This window comes from Amycolatopsis sp. lyj-23 (assembly GCF_046549135.1).
Taxonomy (GTDB): Bacteria; Actinomycetota; Actinomycetes; order Mycobacteriales; family Pseudonocardiaceae; genus Amycolatopsis.
This window is the reverse complement of the sequence record NZ_JAJPWN010000002.1, coordinates 607928-626651: the sequence shown is the minus strand read 5'-3', so window position 1 is coordinate 626651 and position 18724 is coordinate 607928. Positions and strand designations below refer to the sequence as shown.

The 18724-nt window shown below is 71.8% G+C and carries 16 protein-coding genes and 2 pseudogenes; 10 read left to right on the top strand and 8 right to left on the bottom strand.

All coding sequences use genetic code 11. From position 1 onward, the window contains the following. The first annotated feature begins 12 nt into the window (after positions 1-12). Positions 13-1236 carry an FAD-dependent monooxygenase gene (locus tag ACLJPY_RS05495; protein WP_410586913.1) on the top strand — a complete coding sequence of 408 codons (1224 nt, stop codon included), beginning with the start codon at positions 13-15 and terminating at the stop codon, positions 1234-1236. Here ACLJPY_RS05495 and ACLJPY_RS05490 read toward each other — a convergent pair. Both ACLJPY_RS05490 and ACLJPY_RS05485 read right to left on the bottom strand, forming a co-directional pair. Then, on the bottom strand, positions 1205-1525 hold the full coding sequence (locus ACLJPY_RS05490; RefSeq protein WP_410587009.1) for a DUF3140 domain-containing protein: 321 nt from the start codon (positions 1523-1525) through the stop codon (positions 1205-1207). The genes ACLJPY_RS05495 and ACLJPY_RS05490 overlap by 32 nt on opposite strands. A gap of 432 nt (positions 1526-1957) precedes the next feature. After that, positions 1958-2125 (bottom strand): annotated as a pseudogene (locus tag ACLJPY_RS05485) (class I SAM-dependent methyltransferase); the annotation flags it as partial. A 246-nt stretch (positions 2126-2371) separates the two neighbouring features. Here ACLJPY_RS05485 and ACLJPY_RS05480 point away from each other — a divergent pair. The 4 genes from ACLJPY_RS05480 (at position 2372) to ACLJPY_RS05465 (ending at position 5025) form a co-directional block, all read left to right on the top strand. Continuing rightward, complete coding sequence (locus ACLJPY_RS05480; protein WP_410586912.1) at positions 2372-2581, top strand: DUF2945 domain-containing protein; 210 nt, start codon at positions 2372-2374, stop codon at positions 2579-2581. 309 nt (positions 2582-2890) lie between these two features. Beyond that, entirely contained in the window at positions 2891-3325 is a 435-nt protein-coding gene (locus ACLJPY_RS05475; RefSeq protein ID WP_410586911.1) for an XRE family transcriptional regulator, read from the top strand. 32 nt (positions 3326-3357) lie between these two features. Then, a complete protein-coding gene (locus ACLJPY_RS05470; protein ID WP_410586910.1) occupies positions 3358-3936 on the top strand; it encodes a hypothetical protein in 579 nt (192 codons plus the stop codon). 9 nt (positions 3937-3945) lie between these two features. Beyond that, a complete protein-coding gene (locus tag ACLJPY_RS05465; protein WP_410586909.1) occupies positions 3946-5025 on the top strand; it encodes a hypothetical protein in 1080 nt (359 codons plus the stop codon). Positions 5026-5323: 298 nt separating this feature from the next. On the opposite strand, the gene ACLJPY_RS05460 is transcribed toward ACLJPY_RS05465, so the two are convergent. Together ACLJPY_RS05460 and ACLJPY_RS05455 are read right to left on the bottom strand one after the other, a co-directional pair. After that, positions 5324-5836: a 2'-5' RNA ligase family protein gene (locus tag ACLJPY_RS05460; RefSeq protein WP_410586908.1), complete on the bottom strand. Its 513-nt coding sequence runs from the start codon at positions 5834-5836 to the stop codon at positions 5324-5326. Between the two features lie 16 nt (positions 5837-5852). Next, positions 5853-6272, bottom strand: coding sequence for a hypothetical protein (locus tag ACLJPY_RS05455; RefSeq protein ID WP_410586907.1), 420 nt, complete (start codon positions 6270-6272; stop codon positions 5853-5855). Between the two features lie 154 nt (positions 6273-6426). On the opposite strand from ACLJPY_RS05455, the pseudogene dinB reads away from it, so the two are divergent. Then, positions 6427-7616 (top strand): annotated as a pseudogene (dinB, locus tag ACLJPY_RS05450) (DNA polymerase IV). Between the two features lie 3 nt (positions 7617-7619). Here dinB and ACLJPY_RS05445 read toward each other — a convergent pair. Continuing rightward, positions 7620-8501: a class I SAM-dependent methyltransferase gene (locus tag ACLJPY_RS05445; RefSeq protein ID WP_410586906.1), complete on the bottom strand. Its 882-nt coding sequence runs from the start codon at positions 8499-8501 to the stop codon at positions 7620-7622. A 217-nt stretch (positions 8502-8718) separates the two neighbouring features. Here ACLJPY_RS05445 and ACLJPY_RS05440 point away from each other — a divergent pair, with 217 nt between their 5' ends. Next, positions 8719-9129: a histone-like nucleoid-structuring protein Lsr2 gene (locus ACLJPY_RS05440; RefSeq protein ID WP_410586905.1), complete on the top strand. Its 411-nt coding sequence runs from the start codon at positions 8719-8721 to the stop codon at positions 9127-9129. A 398-nt stretch (positions 9130-9527) separates the two neighbouring features. Here ACLJPY_RS05440 and ACLJPY_RS05435 read toward each other — a convergent pair whose 3' ends face one another. The 3 genes from ACLJPY_RS05435 to ACLJPY_RS05425 all read right to left on the bottom strand — a co-directional run bounded on the left by ACLJPY_RS05435 (position 9528) and on the right by ACLJPY_RS05425 (position 15028). Next, positions 9528-10247, bottom strand: a complete 720-nt coding sequence (locus tag ACLJPY_RS05435) for a GntR family transcriptional regulator (RefSeq protein WP_410586904.1) — start codon at positions 10245-10247, stop codon at positions 9528-9530. 201 nt (positions 10248-10448) lie between these two features. Next, positions 10449-10739, bottom strand: a complete 291-nt coding sequence (locus tag ACLJPY_RS05430; protein ID WP_410586903.1) for a barstar family protein — start codon at positions 10737-10739, stop codon at positions 10449-10451. Between the two features lie 2 nt (positions 10740-10741). Continuing rightward, on the bottom strand, positions 10742-15028 hold the full coding sequence (locus ACLJPY_RS05425) for a polymorphic toxin-type HINT domain-containing protein (protein WP_410586902.1): 4287 nt from the start codon (positions 15026-15028) through the stop codon (positions 10742-10744). Positions 15029-15224: 196 nt separating this feature from the next. On the opposite strand from ACLJPY_RS05425, the gene ACLJPY_RS05420 reads away from it, so the two are divergent. The 3 genes from ACLJPY_RS05420 to gcl are packed head-to-tail and all read left to right on the top strand — an operon-like array spanning position 15225 to position 18611. Then, the gene (locus ACLJPY_RS05420; protein WP_410586901.1) at positions 15225-16037 is read left to right on the top strand and encodes a hydroxypyruvate isomerase family protein; all 813 of its coding nucleotides are present in this window, start codon (positions 15225-15227) and stop codon (positions 16035-16037) included. Next, complete coding sequence (locus ACLJPY_RS05415) at positions 16034-16921, top strand: 2-hydroxy-3-oxopropionate reductase (protein ID WP_410586900.1); 888 nt, start codon at positions 16034-16036, stop codon at positions 16919-16921. The genes ACLJPY_RS05420 and ACLJPY_RS05415 overlap by 4 nt, the downstream gene beginning before the upstream one ends. Before the next feature lies 1 nt (position 16922). Further along, the gene (gene gcl, locus ACLJPY_RS05410) at positions 16923-18611 is read left to right on the top strand and encodes a glyoxylate carboligase (RefSeq protein WP_410586899.1); all 1689 of its coding nucleotides are present in this window, start codon (positions 16923-16925) and stop codon (positions 18609-18611) included. Positions 18612-18724: the final 113 nt, after the last annotated feature.

The window sequence follows — 18724 nt, the reverse complement described above, 5'->3', positions numbered from 1 at the left end:
ATCGTTCACGGCATGACGAAGCACATCCTGATCTCCGGCGCCAGCATCGCCGGCCCCGCCCTCGCCTGGTGGCTGCACCACCACGGCTTCCACACGACCGTCGTCGAGCGCGCCCCGAGCCTGCGCGAAGGCGGGTACAAGGTCGACATCCGCGGGGTCGCGGTCGACGTCGTCCGCCGGATGGGCCTGCTGGAGCAGGTGCACGCGTCGAGCACCGACATGCGCGGCGCGGCGTTCGTCGACAAGCGCGGCAAGGAGCTGGCCACCCTCGACGCGGACACGTTCGGCTTCCGCCACGGCGACGAAACGGAGATCCTGCGCGGCGACCTGGCCCGGATCCTCTACGACGCCACACGTTCGACCACCGAGTACGTGTTCGGCGACTGGATCACCGGGCTCGACCAGCGTCCCGACGGCGTCGAGGTGACGTTCGCCCACGGCGAGCCCCGCCGGTTCGACCTGGTGGTCGGCGCCGACGGCCTGCACTCCGGCGTCCGCGCACTGGCGTTCGGCCCGGAGGAGGACTACCTGCGCCGGTTCGACGCCTACATCTCGATTTCGACGGTGCCGAACAAGTTCGAGCTGGACCGCTGGGAACTGCTGCACTCGGCGGCGCCCGGCCGGATGGTGAACGTCTACAGCACCGCGCGGGCGGCCGACGCGAAGGCGGCGTTCTGGTTCACCGCACCTCCGCTGACCTACGACCGCCGGGACGTCGACGGCCAGAAGGACCTGGTGGCGGACCGGTTCGCGGATCTGGGCTGGGAGGTCCCGGAACTGCTGGCGGCGATGCGCGAGGCGGACGACTTCTACTTCGACCCGGTGTGCCAGATCGTCATGGACCGCCTGTCGACCGGCCGCGTGGTCCTGCTCGGCGACGCGGGCTACTGCGCGTCGCCGGCGTCGGGCCAGGGAACCAGCCTGGCCTTGGCGGGTGCGTACGTCCTGGCCGGCGAGCTGGCGTCGAGCTTCCCGGAGGCGCTGCCCCGGTACGAAGCGGCGATGCGGCCGTTCATCGAGAAGAACCAGGCGCTGGCGAAGACGGCGTTGCGCGGCATCATCCCGCAGTCCCGGGCGTTCGCGTGGTTCAACACCCGGATGATCCGCCTGATGCCGTACCTCCCGGGCCGCAACCGCGTGCTGGAGCAGATGTCCCGCCCGATCCGCGAAGCGGCGAACGCGTTGGAACTGCGGGAGTACGGCGTCAGTGCAGGGGATCGTGCCCCCAGTTCATGAGCGAGTGCCGCCAGGTGGTGTCCTTTACGTCCCCCGACGGCCGCTGGGCGAGGTGCCGGTGCACGTACCCGACGACCTTGCGCATGTGGGCCAGGTCGTCGCCGGACAGGTCGTCCTTCTTCTTCCCGAGGATCTCGACGATGCGCCGGCCGGACTGGTGCCCGATGGATTCGCTGTCCTTGTGCTGCCCGGCGGCCTTCGACTCGTCGGTCTTGAGCCAGTCGTCGAGCTGCTTGGCGGTCATGTTGACGCTGGTTCCGAATTCGCGGCGGGTCTCTTCGTCGTCCATCCGGGACGAGTACCCGCCGCGGCTGCGCAGCACGCAGGTCAGCATCGGAAGGGTGAACTCGCCGTCCGCGGTCGCGGGCTCGGCGGCGAGGAAGGCCCGGATCCGGCCGAGCGTGTCCGCTCGCTCCCGCGGCGGCATGACCAGCACGCCCGCCCGGGTGGCGAGGGCCGCCACCAGGGAGTCGGCGGTGCGGCGCTGCTCGTGCGGGAATTCGGCCCGCTCCGGTGCCGCGAGCCGGGTGGCCCAGGGCGCCCGGGCCGTTTCGGCGCGCCAGCCGGCGGGCGTGTCCCGCGGGCCGATCACCGCGCTTCCCGCGGCGCGCGCCAGCCCGGCCACCCAGCCGGCCCGGTCGTCCACGACGTTCCACAGCCCGGCCAGGATGCCGCCGGCGGCCAGGACCCGGGCGATCTCGGGCCCCGCGACGGCCGGGGCGAACCAGTGCAGAGCGTTGCCGGCCAGCACCGCGTCGACCGACGCGTCCGGCAGCGGGATCGCCTCGGCGCTGCCCGCTCGCGCCCGGACCTGCGGCAGCGTCCGGCGCAGCTCGGCCAGCATGGCCGGATCGGGTTCGACCGCGGTCACGTCGAACCCGAGGGCCACCAGCGTGGCGGTGAGCTTGCCGGTGCCGGCGCCGAGGTCGAGCACCCGCGGGCCGGGTGCCGGGTCCAGCGCCCAGCGCACCGCGGCGGGCGCGTAGCCCGGGCGGTGTTCGGCGTAGGCGGCCGCCGCCCCGCCGAACGACGAAGCGTGCCGGAGCCGCTCGGTCCGCTCCACGCCGTCACCCTATCGGCCGGGATGCTGCTCGAGCACGGTGCTGAGCCGACGGATCCGGGGTACCCCGGTGCCATGACCAAAGAATTCAAGAAGGGCGACCGCGTCCGGTGGGACGCCGGCAACCAGAGCTCCGTCGGCACGGTCGAGGAGAAGATCACCAAGGACACCCACGCGGGCAAGCGGGACGTCAAGGCGTCCCCCGAGGAGCCCCAGTACCTCGTCCGCAGCGAGAAGTCCGGCAAGACCGCCGTTCACCACCCGGACAAGCTGCACAAGGCCTGACGCTCGTCCTCGGCCGGCTCCTCGCGCGATCGCCCCGCCGGCGGTGCGGCGTTTTGGCCGGCCGTTCCTGCGCGAACCGTTGCTGCCGCGGCAAAGAGCTCGAACGGGGCGGCGCGGCGGGAGGATGGGCGCGTGGCCACCCCCAGCGGCCACGTGAGTCACCCGCGGCCGCAGCGCCACCCCGGGCCGGTGTCACGTTTCCGAAACACCGGACGAGCGTATCGTAGTCTTTCCGGCACAGGATGTGTCAAGTTTTCGGAACGGCTACGCTGACCGGTGTCACGTTTCCATGGCTGCGGGTGGTGTGTGGTGAGCGAAGAGCGCAGTTTCGCCGAACGGCTGGCGCACCTGATCGCGACCGTGCACCCGCCGGACCGCAAGCCGTACTCCTACCGGGAGATCGCGCACGGCGTCGCCGAGCACACCGGCGTGACCATGTCGGCGACCCACGTGCAGCAGCTCGCCGTCGGCGCGCGCAAGGACCCGAAGCGGTCGCACATCCAGGCGCTCGCCCAGTTCTTCGGCGTTCCGGTCACCTACTTCTTCGACGACGAGGTCGCCGGCCAGGTCGACCGGCAGGTCGAAGACGTCATCGCGTGGCGGGACAGCGAGGCGCGGACCCTGGCCCAGCGGGCGATGCGGCTCTCGCCGCGCGACCGGGAAACCGTCACGGCGCTGCTGGACCAGCTCGGCAGCTACGACGACGCCCGCCGCCGTGCGGGCCGCCGCCGGAAACCGGAGTGACCGCCGCCGGCTCGGCTACGATGAGCTGGTCCGTGAGCGCGCCCCGGTGCACCCGGCTGGCGCCCGGTGAGCGGGGAGGACCCATCGACGAGCGCGACCTGCCGGCCCTCCGCGACCGGGCGCGCGAGCGCGTGCGCACGGTGCTCGCCGCCGTCCCGGTGCCGCGGCCGTGGTCGATGAACGCCTGGGTCGACGGCCTCGAAGCCTGGCGCGGCCGCGAGATCGACCTCGTCCCGATCGCGTACCGGCCCGGTCAGCCGTCGGGCGCGTGGCAGGCGCGCGCCGGCTACGACCTGATCGCCTTCACCGAGCACACGTCGGCGCTGCACCAGGACCACATCATCGCCCACGAGCTGGCCCACATGCTGTGCGCGCACACCGGCACCTGTCTGGTGTCGGACGCCGAGGCCGCCGAGCTCGCCCCGGACCTGACCCCGCGGGCGTTGTCGCACCTGCTGACCCGGATCACGACGGACACCGACGAGTACGAGGCGGAACTGATCGCCGTCCTGCTGATGAGCGCGGCGACGAGCGAGCCGCCCGCCGTTCAGCCGGGTGCATCCGGCCGTGCGGCGGAGCAGGCTAGGCGGCTCGCGGCGCTCCTGGGATAGTCGCGTTCCGTGATCGACATACTTTTCGTCGGCGTCGGGCTCTTCGCGCTGTTCGCCGGGATCTGGCGGGCGGTCCGCGCACGCCGCACCGGCGCGGGCGCGGGCCTGGCTGTGTCGCTGATCGCGCTCGGCGCGGCGTTCTGCTTCCTGGCCAACCGGGCGCAGCAGGTGGAGAGCGAGCTGTACCCGAGCCTCGGCCGGCTCCTGTCGAACCTGGCGACGATGGTCGCGGCCTACGGCATCGGCCTGACGGTCGCGGAGATCAGCGGCACCCGCGACCGCGGCCGCCGCACCCGCCTGGTCGCGCTCGGCGTGGCGCTGGCGGTGCTGGTGGTGACGTTCTTCAGCACGTCGGACCTGCCCCGCGGCGTCGGCGTGTTCGACGAGCTGTACCGCACCCACCCGACGCTGGTGGTCTACGTGTTCACGTACACGGTGTACCTCGGCTTCGCGGTCCTGGACATCGGAATCGTGGCGGCGGTGACGATCCGCGCGAGCGGCGGCGCGTTGCGCGCGGGGCTCGCGCTGTTGCTGCTGGCGTCGGCGTTCGCGCTCGCTTACCTGGCCGGGAAGGTCGTCGGAACGCTCCACGCGCTGCAGGCCGACCAGCCGGTCAAGACGTTGTGCCGGGGGCCGTTCTCGACGTTGTCCTGCACACTGGACGTCGGTTTTCCGGCGGTGTCGGTGCTGCTGATCGTGGTCGGTCTGACAATTCCGGCGGTCCCGGGCATGGTGGCCGCCCGCCGCGACGCCCGGACGTTGCGCCTGCTGCGGCCGTTGCGCGCCGACCTGACGCGCCGGTTCCCGGAGATCGCCCGCATCGACGCGGCGGGCTCGTCTCGCCGTGAGCGCCTGCTGGCGGCGATGAGCGAGACCAACGACGGGTTGATCCTCGCGGGCGTGACTCCGGAATTGGCGCCCCCGGCGGCGGCGCGGCTGGTTCGCGACCTTCCGGACGAGCCGGCGGAGACGGAGCCGCCCACCGCGGCAGCGGAGCCGTTCGCCGCGGACGTGGCCCGGCTTCGAGCGATCGCCCGCGCGTACCGGGATCTGGAGGGCGCCACGGCGGCCGAAGCCACCGGCCTCTGAGCAACGGTGAAGCCCCTCCGCTTCTTGAGTCGAACCAAAAGTGTAGTGACTACGGAGATGGAGTGAGGCCAGAGCTTTAGCGGCACCACCCTTGTAGCCGCCTCAAGAGTGTAGCCACTACAAAAGTTGTGTGGCGTCAAAGCCGCAACTGCACCAACTTGTAGCCGCCGCGAAGGTGTAGTCACTTCAGGGGTTGCGTGGGTGCGGACCTGCAGCCGCACCAGTCCTGCAACCCCTCGAAGGTGGATCGGCTGCGAAAGTGTAGCGACTACGCAACTGCACCCAATCCACCGACCGCTCACCCGCCGAACGGTGCCTCGAGCCGCCGTTCCCAGCCGCGGTCGGTGAGCGCCACCAACTGCAGTGCCGTCGCGCGATCGGTGAGCGGCAACAGCGGCCGCACCTCCTGGGCCACTCGCTGGAGCGTCTCCTCGGCCCCACCCATCGCAACCGTCAGGTGCGCAACCGGCCGCGGCCCGAACCGCCCCCCGTACGGCAGCACCTCCGGCCACCGCGCACAGACCGCATCGGCCACCGCCTGCAGGCCCGGAGTCGCGAGCGCCACGAAACCGGGCGTCACCAGCAACTCCGTCAGCCGAACCTCCGGAGCGGAAAACCCCGCCGCCAACGAACGAACCTCCGCCAGAACCTCCTCGGTCAGGGAGCTGTCCGGCAGGAACGGGTACAACGCCGTCACGTGCGCAGGCAAACCGGGACGGACGAGAGCGGGATCGACCCGCCGCGCCGCAGTCAACACCGGCTCGGCGGCGGGCAGCAGGATCAGCAGCGCGGTCGTTCCGGGTGCGGGCACCCCGGCATCATCCCAGTCAGGCGACGGCGGCCTCCGGGAACCGCCCCGAGCGGGCCAGGGCCAGGCTCCGCCGGCACAGCTCCACCAGCTCCAGGTTGGCCCGGCTCCGCGGCATCGTCCCGCACAGCCCGCACCGGATGGTCACCTCGCCGGCCAGCTCGTCCACCGCGACCAGCGCCTGGTGATCGCAGCGACGGCACCACCGGTACCCGACCGCCGGGTTCGTGTGCACCGGCGATGCGACGCAGTCGTGCAGCCAGCGGCGGTGCGTCCGGCAGGTGACGCGGTCGGTCGGATCCAGTCCGCCGGCGTCCTCGATGCGGTCTTCTCGCGCCAGCGTCGCCGCCAGGAGCGGCTGCCGCGGCGCCGCGGGCTGGTCCCGCGGGCTTGGTGCGGCCCACGCGTGGTGGTCGCCGCATCGGCACTTCTCCGTCATGTCGCCCCCAGGGGTCGGGTCGTTCGTCGCCCGAGTGTGAGCTCGGCAACAGAACGCCGACAACCGGAAAAGGGCGCACTTTCGACCGGCGGGCGGTCACCCGCGGTAGGCGGATGGGCGGACTTCGGCGCACCGGTATGCGAACATGTGTTCTATGACCGATGAGGGGCCCATCCTGCACGCCGACCTCGATTCGTTCTACGCCTCGGTCGAACAGCGCGACGATCCGGCGCTGAAGGGACGGCCCGTGATCGTCGGCGGCGGGGTGGTCCTAGCGGCGAGTTACGAGGCCAAGGCCTACGGCGTGCGCACGGCGATGGGCGGCGCGCAGGCTCGGCGACTCTGCCCGGACGCGGTCGTCGTGCGGCCGCGGATGTCGGCGTACCTGGCCGCCAGCCGCGCGGTCTTCGAGGTCTTCCACGACACGACACCGTGGGTGGAAGGCATCTCGATCGACGAAGCGTTCCTGGACGTCGGGGGGTTGACCAGGATCGGCGGGCGGCCGAGCCGGATCGCCGAACGGCTGCGCGCCGCCGTCGCCGAGCGGGCGGGGCTGCCGATCACCGTCGGGGTGGCGCGGACGAAGTTCCTGGCGAAGGTGGCCAGCCGCGTCGCCAAGCCCGACGGCCTGCTCGTCGTCCCGCACGACGGCGAGCTCGAGTTCCTGCACCCGCTGCCGGTTTCGGCGCTCTGGGGCGTCGGCAAGGTCACCGGGAAAAGCTGCGGGCGCGCGGGATCACCACCGTGGGCCAGCTGGCCGCGTCCGAGCACGTCGACCTGGTCGGCATGCTCGGCCGCGCCGCCGGCGCGCACCTGCACGACCTGGCGCACAACGAAGACCCGCGCCGCGTCGAAGTCGGGCGGCGACGGCGCTCGATCGGCGCCCAGCGGGCCCTCGGGCGCAGCAGGCGGACCCCGGCCGAACTCGACGTCGTGCTGGTGGCCCTGATCGACCGGATCGCCCGCCGGTTGCGAGCCGCCCGCCGCGTCTGCCGGACCGTGACGATCCGCCTGCGCTTCGCGGACTTCTCCCGCGCCACCCGCTCGCACACGCTGTCCGACCCGACCGCCGGCACCGGCGTGCTGCTCGCCGCGGCGCGGGACCTGCTCGTCGCCGCGCTGCCGCTGATCGCCGACCGCGGCATCACCCTGCTGGGTGCCGCGCTGTCCAACCTGGCGGACGACAACCCCTTCCAGCCGGCCCTGCCGTTCGAGACGCAGCGGGCGACCGAGCTCGACACCGCCCTGGACGCCGTGCGGGACCGGTTCGGGAAGGCCGCGGTCACCCGGGCGGTGCTGCTCGGCCGGCCGGACGACCTGGAAATGCCGATGTTGCCGGACTGACGATCAGCCTGTCCGGTGCGGAAGGCGCGCGTGCGCCAGCGCCGAGAGCGCGGCCGGTCGCAGCGCGTCTGTGCGTTGCCAGAGCTCCGCAGCGATGCTGTGCTGCTGCCCGGCCTGCTCGACGACCTCGAAACCCGCGTCGCGCAGGAGCGTGGCGAGCGCCGCGGGGGAGAGGAACGTGTGCCACGGCTCACCCTGCCCGGCGACGACCGGCCCGACGGCTTCGGCGTAGGCGTTGCCGGCCGCGTCCCGCAGTTCCGGGGGCAGCAGGTGATCGGTCACGATTTCCGATCCCGGCGCCAATCCGCCCAGATCCCGCAATGTGGCGGCAATCGCCGCCGGCGTCAGGTACACGGTGACACCGAGCCAGCTGACGAACACGGGGCGAACCGGGTCCAGTCCACACTGGACGAGCCGTTCCCGCGGCTGTTCGGCTTCGAAGTCGACCGGGACGAAGGTGACCGAAGGGGGTTCGGCGACGCCGGCGCGGGCCAGCAGTTCCCGTTTGGCCGCCTGAGTCGCCGGGTGGTCGACCTCGAACACGCGGAATCGTCCGGGCGGAGTCCGATACGCGAACGAATCGAGCCCGGCGCCCAGAATCACATACTGGTCTATACCGGAATTGCGGCGCAGCAGGCGCGCCTCGGTGAACCGGCTCCGGCACACTGCTTCGGCGCGGGCGCCGGCCAGGACGGGATGCTCGCCGTGGAGCCGGTGATAAGCCAGGAGTTCCTCGGCGCGCTCGCCGAGGAAGCGCTCTGCGAGGGGATCGGAGAAGATGACCGGCGCGGCGTCGACCAGCAAATGTGCCGCTCGCGCGGCTGCGGCCGTGAAGGCCGTGCGGCTGACGCCGGGAGCATTAGCAGGAAAGTCGGCGGAGTTCATGGCGTCACGGTACCGATTCGATTTCGAGCATATCACAAAATAGAATATTCGACAAGGCGGCGAGCATTTCGGCTCGGTTGCGGTCACCCTGGACGCGGGCGAGCCGCTCGCCCGAGCGGCCATTGTGGACGCTTGTGGGTGTCGCGCGTGCCGGGCATGATTCGACAGGTTAGGGTCTGTCCGACCGTGTTCTGGAGAAGATGAGGAACGACGAATCATGGCGCAACGGGTACAGGTCCAGATGGTGGACGACCTCGACGGCAGCGAGGCTTCGCAGACCGTCCCCTTCAGCCTCGACGGGGTGACGTACGAGATCGACCTGTCCGAGGAGAACGCCTCCGCGCTCCGGGACGAACTGGCTCGCTACGTCGCCGCCGCGCGGCGCATCGGCGGCCGCAAGGTCCGCCTCGCGACCGGCCAGTCGCTGTCCGGGCCGTCCGGCTCGGGCACCGACCGCGAGCGCAACCGGCAGATCCGCGAGTGGGCGCAGGCGAACGGCTACGAGGTCGCCGAGCGCGGCCGCCTGTCCAGCGAGATCATCGCCGGCTTCGAGGCCGACCAGGCCGCGGCGGCCGAACCGGCCGACGCCAAGCCGGCCCGCAAGCGAGCGACCCGCAAGAAGTCTTGAAAGCTGTGCCGGTGCCGGCGGAGCCACGGCTTCGCCGGCCGGCCGCTTGAGCGTTTCGAGGTGGCTTTCGGTATCTCTCCGGTGTCTCACCGTCACGCATCCGGTTCGATGTGGACGGCCGGGGCGGTCCCAGTGCCGCCGAACGGGCCGCGCGCCATCCCGTGGGCGGCGAAAGCTTGTCCGAGGACGGCCCGGATGGCCAGACTGTCAGTGCTCCGCGCGGCCGGTACCGCGGTGGAGCACCGGTCCGGTGGCCGCCTCCTCCCTCGATGGCCACCGGGCCGCCTCCCATCGTCCGCGTGAGGGCCGTTTCGGCGCGTTGTACGCACAGCGGGAACCCCACGCCGGTGTTCATCGGGTACTCGGCCGTCGACGGCACATCGACTCCGGCGGCGGTTCTAGCCGTTGGTTTCGTGGTAGGCCTGGCGAGTCCGCTCGGTGTGTTTGGCCATGATCCGCTCCGCCGCCTCGGCGTCGCCGTCGGAGATCGCGTGGATCAGCTCGTCGTGCTCGTCCCACGCGTCCCGCCCGCGGGGCCGGGCGACCGGCGTGTAGTACCAGCGGACCCGGCGGTCGACCAGGCCGATCAGCTCCGCCAGCACGGCGTTGCCTGACAGCTCGGTGAGGAACCCGTGGAGCGCGGCGTTGGCCGCGATCAGGCTCTCGGTGTCCTCCGCGTGCAGGGCCTGAACCCCGGCCTGCTGCAGCTCCCAGAGCCGCCGGACATCCTCCGCTTTCGCGTTGCCGGCGGCGAGCTTGGCCGCGTGCGTCTCCAGCACGCTGCGGACGCTCAGCAGCTGGTCGGCTTCCTCGTCGCTCGGCAGGTGGACGAACGCGCCCTGCGCCGGACGGAGGTCGACCCAGCCTTCGCTCTGCAGCCGTTGCAGGGCTTCGCGGACGGGTTGCCGGCTCACGCCGAGGTACTCGGCGAGGTCCGCCTCGACCAGGTGCTGGCCGGGCTCGAGGGTGCGGTTGACGATCAGCTCGGCGAGGGCCTCGTAGACGACCTGGCGCAGGGGAGCGGGCCGTTCGACGCGCTTGCCGGGAGTCGAGCTGAGCGAGCTCTTGGCGGTGCGGCGGCCGGTCGGGCCGCGGCCGGGCAGCGGGGAAGCGGGCACGGGGCACCTCGAAGAGCAGTGGAAGCGGCAGATCGATCTTCAGGATACAGGTTTGGTATACAGAATCCCGAGGGCTCACCCGGTCGGGCGTCTGGACATCAAGATTGCGCCTCGGCCGAGAAGTCTACTGTGGACGTTCAGACCGTTCGCTATCACTCCAAGTGAGAAGCCCCCGCCGACTCAGGTCGGCGGGGGCTCGTTTCACTCGAACCGCACGGTGAAGCGTTCGTCCGGCGGGTTCTTCGCATCATCGTCCATGACGTCTGTCAGCAGCTTCTTGATCTGCCCGTACAGCTCGGCGCCGAGGTGCTCCCGGCTGGCTCCCGAGTTCTCCCAGACCAGCTCGACCGGGCGCTCGACGTCCCGGTAGAGCCGATCCCACAGAGCGTTCAGGTTGTTCCGGTAGTACGGCCCGAAGTCCAGCTGCCGCTTCAGCTGATCATGAACGTCCTTTTCGGACTTGACGGCCTTCCCGTCGATGACGACCCGCATGATCACTTCCAGTTCGGCAGCCGGTAGAAGGAACCCAGCTCGTAGTGGTCGAACGTAACATAGGCCAGCCCGTCGTTGGAGTACAGCAGCCGGTAGCCCGGCTGCTTGGCCCGGGTCATGGCGGAATCGAGGCCCACGTCGGCTTCGTACCAGATCCGGCCCGGGGCCTCCGGCACGAGGGCGGGCACGTTCCGGAACACGTCTCCGCCGATCTGCGCGCCGGGGATGAAGTTGTTGAGCGCCTTGCCCGCCTTCCATCCGGCCGCTTCCGCCACCGCCTTGGTGACGTAGTTGGACGGCAGCTTCCCGCTCAGCTTGAGGCTGTCGACCAGCGGGTTGGCCAGCTCCGCGACGCCAAGGCTCGTCCCGAGCGCGATGCACGTCGAGTTGTGCACCAGTACCGGCACGCCGTCGACCACGACGTAGTACGAGTGCAGCTCGTCCACCGTCAGGTTCCGGACCCGCTGCTCCTCGGTGCGCTCCGAAACCCCGTCCACGGCGACCGTGCTGCCGTCCGGCTGCCGCAGCAGGTCACCCGTGGCGAGGCTGTCCGCGTTCACCCAGGCGTGCCGGTTGGTGACCCAGAACGGGTGATGGCCCGTCGCGGTCAGGACCGTCCCGTGCAGGCGGATGTCGACCAGGTGCTTGAGCCCGCCACTGGCGATCCGGTCGGTGACCGGCTCCGGGTGGGTGGTTCCGGTGTCCGGGTCGGTCGCGACGACCGTTTCGCCGACGGCCACGTCCTCGATCGCCCGGCGTGATCCGTCTCCCATCAGCACCTGCGTGCCGGGTAGGAAACTGTTGCAGTCGGCCAGTTCCTTCGCGACCTTCTGCTCCAGGTTGGCCAGCCCGTTGCGGATCGCCGTGGAGCTCAGGAACTCCTCGGTGCTCAGAGCCCCGAGGCGGGAGGCCAGGAACGAGTCGGAGGCGATGCCGGCGAGGAAGTCCGCACCGATCGTCAGCCCGATCCCCGCGCCCGCGGCTTCGGCCAGGAACCCGGCCTCCGCACCGACGAGCGCGCCGATCAGCGGGGCGGCGCAGACCTCGGCGCAGAAGATGCCCGCTCCGACGACCACCGCGCCCGCCACGACGGTGCCCGCGATGGACCACCAGCGCTCCGAGTCGGCTTCGTCCTGCGCCTTCTGCTTGGCCTCCGCGATCGCCGAGTTGATCTTGTAGGTCAGGCTCGGGTCGTAGGCGCCCTTGAGGCAGTCGCCGAAGACCTGCTCGCTGTACTGCTTGAGCTGGTTGCAGACCGCGACGTTCCGCTCGGACTCGCCCTTCGGGTCGGCGATCATCCGCTGGGCGCGCGCCACGCAGTCGTCGCGGTCCGGCCCGGCGGGCACGCTCTCGCACGTCTTGTTGACGTCGTCGGAGAACTTCTTCTTCGCGGCGTCGATCTCCTGGGTGGCCCGGCTGATCGCCGCGTCCCGCGCGCTGTTGGCCGCGTCGACGGCGGCCTGGGCGTCCTTGCCGGCGTCGACGGCGTCCTGGTACGCCTCGTGCGCCGCGACCATGGCGCTCTGCGCGTAGCTGTTCGCCAGGTTGGCCGAGTGCCGCGCCGCGGTCGCCGACCGGGTGGCCTTGACCGCCGACTGCGACGCCCGTGCTGCCGCCTGCTTGGCCGCATCAGCCGAGCGGGCCGCTTCCCGGGCCGAGTCCTGCGCCTGCTGCGCCGACTGCCGGGCCTGCTCCGCGTAGGTGCCCGCGTCGGTGGCGAACCCCTTGGCACGGTTGGCGTAGTCGGCGGCCTCCGCGGCGGCCTTGCGGGCCGTCGCGGCCACGGACTGGGCCGTCGCCGCGTTTTCCGACGCCTTCGCCGCGACCGAGGTGGCCTGCGCGACCAGCCCGGCGACGACCGCGTTGTGCACGGCCGACTCCCGGTCGTGGCGGGCCGCCACGTACTGCCCGTTCAGCCGGTACTGGCGGACGATGTCGGGCGAACCGGCCAGCGCGGCCTGGGCGAGCAGCCGCGCCTCCGGTCCGGTCGCGGTGTTGGCGATCAGCTGGTTGAGCGCGATCCGGTCGTCCTTCTCCCGGGCGATGTTCTGCCCGGTGTCGAGGAACTGCCGGTACGCGGCCACGGTGCCGGCGTCGAGGGCCTTCTGCGCCTCGGCGACGACGACGGCGTTGCTTTCGGCGCGCGCGGCGGCTTGCACCTGGTTGACCTGCAGCCGCAGGTCATTGCCCTCGCTCGGGTAGTCCGGCGAGGCGAGGAACCGCTTGACGTCGGCGTCGCTGCCCGCCAGGGCCCGCTCGCCGGCGGCCTTCTTGTCCGGGACGGCGTCGTCGATCTGCTCGCGCACCGTCTCCCGGTCGTCCAGCGACGCCGCCTGGCCGACGCCGGCCTTGGCGAACTCGCGGGCCTCGGCGTCGGAGCCGGTCAGCGCGGTCTGGGCCGCGGCCTGCGTCCAGGGACCGCCGGTGGTCAGCAGGCGCAGGGCCACCTTGCGGCCGTCGACGGCGGCCAGCGCCGGGTCGGTGCCCGGCGCGGCCGCCTCGGCCAGCAGCCGGTTCGTCTCGGCGTCGCGCTGCACCTCCTGCGCCGCGTTCCACTTCCGGGTCAGGCCCAGGTGGTCCTGGACGTCGAGGGCCTGCTGGGCGGCTTCGGTGGCCTGGTCCGCCTGCAGGCTCGTGCGGTCGGCGTCCGCCTTGCGCGCGGCGGTGTAGATCCGCTGGGCCTGGTTGGCGGAGTCGACCGCGATCTGCGCGGCCGCGCTCGCCGAGTTGGCGTGCTGGGTGGCGAGTTCGGCGGCTCGCGCGGAATCCACCGCGTGCTGGGCCGCGTCGTCGGCCGCCGCGGCGGCGAGGGCGGCGTCGGTCGCCGCCCGCTGGGCGAGCGTGCGGGCCTGGTCCGCCGCGCTGGCGGCCTCGTCGGCGTAGGCGCGGGCGGACGCGGCCGCCCGGTTCGCGAGGTTGGCCTGCCGCCGCGACGCCGCAGCGGCGGCTTCGGCCTTGCTCGCGTCGATCCCGGCCGCCTTGGCCCACTTCACCGACTGCTGCGCCGCGTCCGCCGACTTCGTCGCGTTCTGCCCGGCCGAGTCGGCCGCGTTGATGGCGTCGCGCGCGTGCCCCAGCGAGGTCTTCGCCAGGTCGATGGCGGTGACGGCGTCCTGGGCGCTCTTGGACGCGGCCGAGGCGTCGATGGCGGCTTTCGCGGCGTCGCCGGCCTTTCCGCGGTCGACACGCGCAGCGGCCGCAAAACCCCAGGCGGTGCTGGAGGCGCGTCCGGCCTTGGCGGCGGCCGCGGCGGCGCGGGTGGCGGCACTCGCGGCGACCCGGGCGGCGGCCGAGGCCGCGTTGGCGGCGCCGATCGCCGTCACCGCGGCGCTCGCGGCCCGGTTCGCGGCGTCGGCGGCCCGGTTGGCCGCGTCCGCCGCGCCCTGGGCGTTGTCCTTGGCCGCCTCGGCGGCGGCCGCGGCGAGCTCGCTCGCCTGCCGGGCCAGGTCGGCTTCCTTGAGCGCGGTGTCGGCGGAGTCCTTGGCGGCCTGGGTTTCCTCGGCGGCCTGCTGCCCGGCGATCTTCGCCGCGTCGGCCAGCTGCTGGACCGACGACGTCTCCTGGTCGCGCGCTTCGGCGACTTCCCATTCGCGGGCGATGAACAGCCGGAGCGCTTCGGTCGTCTCCGCGTCGAGCGCGGTCTGTGCGGCGGCCTTCACTTCGGGGCCGCCCGCGGCCATGATCTGGTTGACCCGGATCCGCAGGTCGGTGGCTTCCGCCCGCACCGACGTCGTGGTCAGGAACGTCTTGAGCGCCTGCGGTGTCTGGGCGTCCAGTGCCTTCTGCGCGGCGGCCCGGACCTGCGGTCCGCCCGCGGCCATGATCTGGTCGACCCGGATCCGCAGGTCGGTGTCCGACGCGGAACTCCAGCCCGTGTCGAGGAAAGCCCGCAGCGACCCGGTGTCGGTGGCGTCGAGCGCGCGCTGGGCGGCGGCCTTCACCGTCGGGCCGCCGGCGGCCAGGATCTGGTTCACCGCCAAGCGGTCGTCCACCCCGGCGAGCCGGCCCACCTGCTGCGTCAGGAACGCGTCGACGTCGGCGTCCGTGCCGGTCAGGGCCTGCTCGGCCGCCAGCTTGACCTGCGACCCGGCGCTGCGCCAGATCATCAGCACCTTGGCCCGCGGGCTCAGGCTCACGTCGGCGGGCTCGTCCGGATCGGTGTCGGCCAGTGCGGCGGCCGACTGCATCGTCAAAGCGGCCACCAGCGTCAGGACGAGCCCGCCGCGCAGCAGCCTTCGTTGTTTCCTCAGTGGAATCCCCCCACTCGTCGCGGTCCGCGAATCGGACATCGCCGCCTGAATATCGCCGGACGTCGCCGGGGGTTACCGCGTTCGGTCGTGGGAAGGATCACCGCGGCCCCCGCCCTTCGGGGGTAGCGGACGGACCGGGCGCCCGGTTGGCCCGCGGCCGTTGACCTCGCCGCAGCTCAGCAGCTATTCTCGATATGCGAAAGAAAAATTCCGTATAGCGAAATTCGAGGTCGCGATGCCTGAAGAGGGGCACTCCCTGCCGTACGTCGCCAACCTGTCGATCCTGTTCAAGGAGGTGCCGCTGCTCGAGCGGGCCGCCGCCGCGCGGGAGGCCGGGTTCACCGACGTCGAGTACTGGTGGCCGTTCGACACCGCGGTTCCTCCGCGCGACGAAGTCGACGCCTTCGTGCGGAGCCTCGACGGGGTTCGGTTGCGGGGGCTGAACTTCTACGCCGGGGACATGGCCGCGGGGGAGCGGGGCCTGGTGAGCTGGCTCGGCCGCGAGACCGAGTTCGCCGACAGCCTCGTCGTCGCGCTCGGGATCGCCGAACGCACCGGCTGCCGCAGCTTCAACGCGTTGTACGGCAACCGGCTCGACGGCGAGGACCCCGCCAAGCAGGACGACCTGGCCCGGGCGCACCTGGACAAGGCCGCCGACGCCGCCGCGCGGATCGGCGCGCAGCTGGTCCTCGAGCCGCTTTCCGGAGCCGAGCGCTATCCGCTCAAGACCGCCGCGGACGCCGTGTCCGTGCTCGACGACCTCGGGCGCGACAACGTGCGGCTGCTGGCCGACCTCTACCACCTGGCAGTCAACGGGGACGACCTGGACGCACTCGCGACGACGCACCTCGCCCGGATCGGGCACGTGCAGATCGCCGACGCGCCCGGCCGGCACCAGCCCGGCACCGGCTCCCTGGACATCGACGGGCACCTCGCGCGGCTGCAGCACGCGGGGTACGCGGGGTTCGTCGGGATCGAGTACGTCCCGGAACCCGACACCGCCACGTCGCTGGACTGGCTGCCGATCACCCGAAGGGGACGAGCATGAAACTGGGATTCATCGGACTGGGCGTGATGGGCGCCCCGATGGCCGCGCACCTGGTCGCGGCCGGGCACGACGTCAGCGGCTACGACGTCAGCCGAGTCGCGGGCGAGAAGCTCGAGGCCGCCGGCGGGCGGGCCGCGGACGGCGTCGCCGACGCAGTGGCCGGTGCGGACGTCGTGATCACGATGCTGCCGAACCACCCGCAGGTCGAGGCGGTCGTGCTGGCCGCGGGCGGGGTCCTGGACACCGCCGGGCCGGGGACGCTGCTGATCGACATGAGCACCATCCGGCCGGAGACGTCGATCGCCGTCGCGGAAGCCGCGCGGGACAAGGGGATCCGCGTGCTCGACGCGCCCGTCTCGGGTGGGCAGGCCGGCGCGGAACAGGCGTCACTGTCCATCATGGTCGGTGGGGCCGACGACGACTTCGAGGCGGCCAGGCCGATCCTCGACGCGCTCGGCAAGACCATCGTGCACGTGGGCCCGCACGGTGCCGGCCAGGTCGTCAAGGCCGCCAACCAGCTCGTCGTCGGCGGCACCTACGGCCTGATCGCGGAAGCGGTCGTGCTGCTCGAAGCGTCCGGAGTGGACGCGGCCACCGGCCTCGACGTGCTCGCCGGCGGCCTGGCGGGCAGCCGGATCCTCGAGCTCAAGCGCAAGTCCATGGTGGACCGGCAGTTCGCGCCCGGCTTCCGGATCGACCTGCACCACAAGGACATGGGGATCGCGCTCGCCGCCGCCCGGCAGGCCGACGTCGCGCTCCCGCTCACCGGGCTGGTCGCCCAGCTCGTCGCCGCCGGCCGTGCCATGGGGTACGGCTCCCTGGACCACTCGGCCTTGCTCAAGGTCGTCGAACAGTTGTCGGGCCGCGTCCCGGCGGAGGTGTGACATGCCCAGAATCCCCGCGATGCAGGCGGTCGTCGACGTCCTGGAGAGCGAAGGCGTCGACACCGTCTTCGGCTGCCCCGGCGCCGCGATCCTCCCGCTGTATAACGCCCTACAAGGCCGGGCGATCGAGCACCTGATCGTCCGCCACGAAGAGGGCGCGACGCACATGGCCGACGGCTGGGCCAGGACGAACGGCAACGTCGGCGTGGCCATCGGCACGTCCGGGCCGGCCGGGACGAACATGATCACCGGGCTCTACACCGCGCACGCGGACTCGATCCCGATCATCTGCATCACCGGCCAGGCGGCGACGGACAAACTGCACCAGGAGGCGTTCCAAGCGGTCGACATCGTCGAGATCGCCAAACCGGTGACGAAGTGGGCGGTGCAGGTCAAGGAGGCCGCGCAGCTGCCGTGGATCTTGCGCGAGGCGTTCCGGGTCGCCCGGTCCGGCCGGCCCGGCCCGGTGCTGATCGACCTGCCGATCGACGTCCAGAAGCAGGACATCGAATGGGACTCGTCGATCGACTCACCGCTGCCGGTCACCGCGGTGAAGCCCGCGCCCGCGCGGGTCGAACGGGCCCTGGACATGCTGCTGGCCGCCGAACGCCCGCTCATCCTCGCCGGCGGCGGGGTCGTCCTCGGCGAGGCGAGCGAGCGGCTGCGGGCCGCGGCCGAACGGCTCGACGTCGCGGTCCAGGTCACGCTGATGGGCAAGGGCAGCTTCCCCGAAGACCACGAGCTGTTCGCCGGGATGGCCGGCATCCAGACGTCCCAGCGCTGGGCCAACGCCGCCTTCCTGGAGGCCGATCTGGTGCTGGCGCTGGGCGCCCGGTTCGGTGACCGCCACACCGGCGAGCTGTCGGTGTACCGCGGGGACCGCAAGTTCGTCCACGTCGACATCGAGCCGACGCAGCTGGGCAAGGTGTTCGGCCCCGACCTCGGCATCGTCTCCGACACCGGGGAGTTCCTCGACGCGCTGCTCGCCGCACTCGAGCGGCGCGAACCGAAGCCGCGGCGGGAGTGGGTCGCCCGGATCGGGGAGCTCAAGACGGCGCTGCCGCGGCGGGACGACTTCGACAGCCTGCCGATCAAGGCGCCGCGGGTGTTCAGGGAGATCAACGAAACCTTCGGCGAGGACACCTACTTCGTCACCGCGATCGGGCTGTACCAGATCTGGTCGGGCCAGTTCCAGCGGGCGCACAAGCCGCGGCACTACCAGGTGTGCGGCCAGGCCGGCCCGCTCGGCTGGGAGATCCCGGCCGCGATCGGCGTCAAGAAGGCCCGGCCGGACGCCGAGGTCGTCGGCGTGGTCGGCGACTACTCGTTCCAGTTCCTGGTCGAGGAGCTGGCGGTGGCCGCCCAGTACGACGTCGGGTTCGTGCTGATCATGCTCAACAACGAGTACCTCGGCCTGATCCGCCAGGCCGAGACCGGGTACGACATGAACTTCGAGGTCGACATCCACTACGACGCGAACGGCACGGACAACGTCAAGATCATGGAGGCCTACGGCTGCTCGGGCACGCGCGTGCACGAGCCGGGCGAGATCCGCACGTCCCTGGAGTGGGCGCGCAAGGAGGCCGAGCGCACCAGCCGGCCGGTCCTGGTGGAGATCATGATCGAGCGTGAGGGCAACGCCGCCATGGGGGCGGCCCTGGACGCCGTCAAGGAGTTCGAGCCCGCGTAACACCCCGCGTCCGACCAAGGCCGCCGCACGAAATCCGGCCTCGTGCGGCGGCCTTGGCGTGCCCGCGGCGCGGTCGTTGGAGAAAAGTACAAACGCGGGCCGGAAATTCACCC

What these genes read in the sequence shown, in the direction of transcription:
- ACLJPY_RS05490 (WP_410587009.1), bottom strand. Translation starts at nt 1,525, where the DNA reads ATGGACGACGAAGAGACCCGCCGCGAATTCGGAACCAGCGTCAACATG.
- ACLJPY_RS05415 (WP_410586900.1), top strand. Translation starts at nt 16,034, where the DNA reads ATGAAACTGGGATTCATCGGACTGGGCGTGATGGGCGCCCCGATGGCC.
- ACLJPY_RS05440 (WP_410586905.1), top strand. Translation starts at nt 8,719, where the DNA reads ATGGCGCAACGGGTACAGGTCCAGATGGTGGACGACCTCGACGGCAGC.
- ACLJPY_RS05455 (WP_410586907.1), bottom strand. Translation starts at nt 6,272, where the DNA reads ATGACGGAGAAGTGCCGATGCGGCGACCACCACGCGTGGGCCGCACCA.
- ACLJPY_RS05430 (WP_410586903.1), bottom strand. Translation starts at nt 10,739, where the DNA reads ATGCGGGTCGTCATCGACGGGAAGGCCGTCAAGTCCGAAAAGGACGTT.
- ACLJPY_RS05425 (WP_410586902.1), bottom strand. Translation starts at nt 15,028, where the DNA reads ATGTCCGATTCGCGGACCGCGACGAGTGGGGGGATTCCACTGAGGAAA.
- gcl (WP_410586899.1), top strand. Translation starts at nt 16,923, where the DNA reads ATGCCCAGAATCCCCGCGATGCAGGCGGTCGTCGACGTCCTGGAGAGC.
- ACLJPY_RS05480 (WP_410586912.1), top strand. Translation starts at nt 2,372, where the DNA reads ATGACCAAAGAATTCAAGAAGGGCGACCGCGTCCGGTGGGACGCCGGC.
- ACLJPY_RS05495 (WP_410586913.1), top strand. Translation starts at nt 13, where the DNA reads ATGACGAAGCACATCCTGATCTCCGGCGCCAGCATCGCCGGCCCCGCC.
- ACLJPY_RS05445 (WP_410586906.1), bottom strand. Translation starts at nt 8,501, where the DNA reads ATGAACTCCGCCGACTTTCCTGCTAATGCTCCCGGCGTCAGCCGCACG.
- ACLJPY_RS05420 (WP_410586901.1), top strand. Translation starts at nt 15,225, where the DNA reads ATGCCTGAAGAGGGGCACTCCCTGCCGTACGTCGCCAACCTGTCGATC.